General features: G+C 72.5%; 1 protein-coding gene and 1 pseudogene. One reads left to right on the forward strand and one right to left on the reverse strand.

Features of this window, described 5'->3' with window-relative positions; genetic code table 11:
• Positions 1-224: 224 nt before the first annotated feature.
• Complete coding sequence (locus E1193_RS30340) at positions 225-3,797, forward strand: S8 family serine peptidase (RefSeq protein ID WP_132186563.1); 3,573 nt, start codon at positions 225-227, stop codon at positions 3,795-3,797.
• A gap of 117 nt (positions 3,798-3,914) precedes the next feature.
• On the opposite strand, the pseudogene E1193_RS32260 reads toward E1193_RS30340, so the two are convergent.
• Positions 3,915-4,120 (reverse strand): annotated as a pseudogene (locus E1193_RS32260) (hypothetical protein); the annotation flags it as partial.

The following is a 4,120-nucleotide window of genomic DNA, read 5'->3' on the forward strand; positions in this document are numbered from 1 at the left end:
GGCGGCGGGTCGGCCGTCAGAAGGGACAGTAGCTCCTGACAGCGCGGCGGAAGCTGCGCGAAGCCCTCCCGCAACGCCTGCCGCCGCTCGGCGCGCAGCAGTTCCTCGCCCGGGCCCGTCGCGTCCGCGGCGCGGGAGGCGGCTGTAACGCAACCGCCGGCCCGGCCGATATACACGGCAGACAGACTCCCGTCGGTCTTCCCTCCAGAGAAAGGGGAACCCGCGTGTCCATCAAGACACGAGGCGCCCTCGCCACGGCCGGTGTCGTGACACTCGCCCTGATCGTCGCCACCCCACCGGCCACCGCCGGCGCGGCGACCTCGGCAACGGTGACGGTCGCCACCGTCGGCGGCAATCCCGTGAAGAACGGCAGGGTGTCGGCACCGTTGTCGGGTACGGTCGCGGTCGCCGGGAGGGCCAACCCCTCCGCCACGATCCCCGCCCCCTCGCCGACGCCGCTGGTCGCCGACGCCGGTGACAGCGCGTTCGTCGCCGCCGGCGAGCGTGCCGTCCTGCTCGGCTCGGCGTACGGCGGCACCGCCCCCTACCAGTTCACCTGGTCCAGCCCGAACGGCAAACTCGTCAGCCCCGACGCGTCCAGCACCGAGCTGGACACCGCCGGCCTGGCCGCGGGCAGCTACCCGGTGACCCTGACCGTGCGCGACGCAGCCGGGAAGTCCAGTTCGGACAGCGTACGCGTGGTGGTATTCCGGTCCGGCCAGACCACGCTGCTGGACCGGACCGACAGCGACCTCACCCCGGGAACCGTCGCGACCGGGGAGCGGCTGGAGTTCGGCTTCACGGTGCCGACCGGGACCCGGCGGATCACCGTCAAGCTCTCCTTCACCAACGCCGCCAACGACTACGACCTGGAGGTGTACGACCCGACAGGCGGCCGGGTGGCGTCGTCCGGCGCGTCTGCCGGACGGCCGGAGGAGGCGGTGGTTTCCTCGCCCGCGCCCGGTGCCTGGCGGGCGGTCGCGGTCAAGTTCGCCACCGTGCCGCCGGAGCAGGTACGGGTCGTGGTGACCGGCGAGACCGGTGCCACCGACCCGCGGCCCGAGGTGGTGTCCGGCGGGCCCTACGCGTTCGCGACCGGTGCCGAGCAGGCACTGCGCGGCACGGTCCGCGGCGGAGCAGCGCCGGTCGTCGCGGGCTGGGACCTCGACGGCGACGGGGTGTTCGAGAGCGCTGGCGGCTCGGTTACCGCACACCTGCCCGAGGGGCGGCACCTGGTGACGCTGAAGGCCACCGACGCGGCGGGACTCGAACGGCGCGAGACCACCAGCGTCCTGGTGGCCGACCCGGCGGTGATCGCTTCGAAGACCACACCGCTGACCGTGATCGGCATCGCCGACACCGGCATCAACCCGTACCACCTCGAATTCTCCGCGCAGACCTACCCGGACCCGGACGTTCTCGCGCTGACCAAGAACTTCACCCGGCACCCCAGCGACTACATCCCCGGCTATCCGAAGGACGCCAAGGCGCTGGACATCACGCTCGGCCGGGGCTACTTCCCGCCGGAGGACACGAAGCTCTGGTCGGGCAACACCACGATCCAGCCGGGCTCGATGTACTGGATCCCCGGCACGAAGATCATCGGAGCGGTGGACTCCGGCGGCTCGACCGGGGTCACCTCATCCGACGACCCGCATCCGATCCTGGACGACAACGGGCACGGCTCCGGGTCGGCCTCGGTCTCCGCGGGCAACCGGTACGGCTACTGTCCGATCTGCCTGCTGGTCGTGGTCGAGGCACTGGACGAATCCGTCGTGGCCCAACTGCCCTGGGTCGACATCTCCAGCAACTCGTTCGGCTACGTCGGCGGCGCGCCCGTCGGTCCGGTCTCCAACGGCCAGGAGGTGACCAAGCGTGCGGCGGAACGCGGCCAGACCACCCTGTTCGCCGCCGGCAACGGGGTCGGCAACGCGTTCGACGTTCCGGTGAGCACCTGGCACTCCGACCAGACCGGCCCGGACTGGAACATCACCGTGGGCGCGATCCGACGCGACAACCAGCGGGCGATCGTCGGTGACGGCATCCCGGTACACCTGTCGTCCTGGGGTGACGGCAACCTGCCCTCAGCCTGCCGGTCCGGCACCGTCGGTCAGTGCGCCTTCGGCGGCACCTCCGCCGCCACGCCGTACACCGCAGGGGTTTTCGGCGCGGTGCTCGGCCAGGTTCGCGCCGCTCTCGGCGACGGCGCCGCGGGGCAGCGCCCCGGACAGGCGGTGGCGGTGGGCGTGCCCCGCACGGAGAGCGTCTACCTCGCCGACGGCAAGCTGACCCGCGACGAGCTGCGGCAAGCCGTACTCAAGAGCGCGCTGCCGCTCGGGCGGGACAACACCGGGGCGCCGTACGCGTACCCGCTGACCGCGCCGTACACGGGCGAGCCGAACGTGTTCTTCGAGGGGTACGGTGCCGCCACCCCGGCAGCCGCCCAGCGGGCGATCGCCGTCCTGCTCGGCGAGACGCAACTGCCCGAGCGGCCGTTCGAGGACCAGTTCTTCGCGTACGACCGGGCCGTGCGGGACACGCTGTGGGGTGGCTTCGACCGCGACGGCGACGGCAAGGCCGACTCCTCGGCGCTCGCCAGCGGGCTCGGCGTGGACCTCGCCGCCGTGGCCACGTCCGCCGGCGCGCTGTCCGTACTGCAGAAGGTCGCGGCGGCCACGTCGCCCGCGGCACAATCCAGGCTCCAGCCGCTCGGTGACAACACCCTGTCGTACTGGCTGCACCGCCGTGTCGCGTCGACACCCGGCGTGACGGGCTGCGCGGCGACGAACAACGAGCAGTACATGGACCGCGCCAACCGCCCGGACGACCTGGAACCCTGCTTCGAGTCCCGGGTCACGTCGGTGGTCGCGGCGTTCCGGCCGGTGGGCATCTTCGCCGGTACGGACACCCTCGACGCACCGCTGCCCGCCGGGTCGACGGTCAACGTGGAGCTGTACATCGCCGGTGAGACACCCACCGTGATCCGGCCGGTCGGCGTACTCATGGCCACCGACCGCGAGATCGGCACCGGCGAAGGGCTGGCCCAGCCGGTGCTCGGCAGCGGGCCGGGCGGCGCGGCCTGCGCCACCCTCGGCGAGACCTGCTGGACCCGGTACGCCTTCTCGTACCGCACCACCCGGCCGGCGTTCACCGGGGAGCAGCTCACGTTCCAGGTGCAACTGCTCGGAGCGCGGTCGTGGGCATTCGGGTTCGAAGGCCAGCACGCTTCCCGCGTACAGATCACGCCCGCGCCGCTGCCCCCGGCCGGGCTGGATTTCGGGGTGACGGTCGACTCGCCGGCGGGCGGGAGCGCGGTGTCCGAGGACGAGACGGTGTTGGCCGGCGGGAGGTACGCGGTCCCTGACCTGGGCGAGGATCCGACCGGCGCGGGCGACCACCCGAGCCAGCGCCGGGTCGAGGTATCCGTCGACGACGCGTCGTTCGGCAACCCGGTGAAGGCGGTGCTCGATCCGGCGACCGGCACCTGGTCGCTGTCGCTCGGCAGGCTGCCGGTTGGTGAGCACACCATCTACGCCCGGGCGCGTGTGGACAGCACCACGTCGGCGGTTACGGCGAGCACGTTCAGGGTGGCACCGAACGCGGTGGTGCAGTGGCAGGTGGTGGACCGCAACGGCGCGGCCGACCAGACCGGGTGGCGGGCAGCCGAGGGTCTGACGGACTGGACCTTCAACGTCGACACCCACAGGTACGACTCCGGCCCGAAGATGATCCTGGTCCGCTTGGTCGAGCGGAACATCGAGACGGCACGGGACGCCGTACAGGTCAGGTTCCGTTAGCCGTACGCCGGTCGCCGGCCGGGTTGGTCAGCTTCTTGGCCCGGCGCGTGTCGTCCCACGTGCCTGATCGAAGCGTCCCCCACGTAGCTCCTGCTACGTGGGGGTGCGCAGCCCGGCTCAGCCCGGCAGGTCGCCGGCGGACGGCGGCAGCCCGGGCAGCGCCGGCAGCAGCGTCGGTGCGCCCGACGGCGGCAGCAGGGTGGGCAGGGGCAGCGAGCCGCCGTCTGGGAGAGGGGTGCGACCACCCGGCGTCGGCGAGGGCGCCGGCGAGGTGAGCTTGGGGGTCGTGCCGCCGGGGGCAGGTTCCCGGGTCAGGGTGGGGC

Origin of the sequence: Micromonospora sp. KC606 (assembly GCF_004348675.1) — a bacterium.
Taxonomy (GTDB): Bacteria; Actinomycetota; Actinomycetes; order Mycobacteriales; family Micromonosporaceae; genus Micromonospora.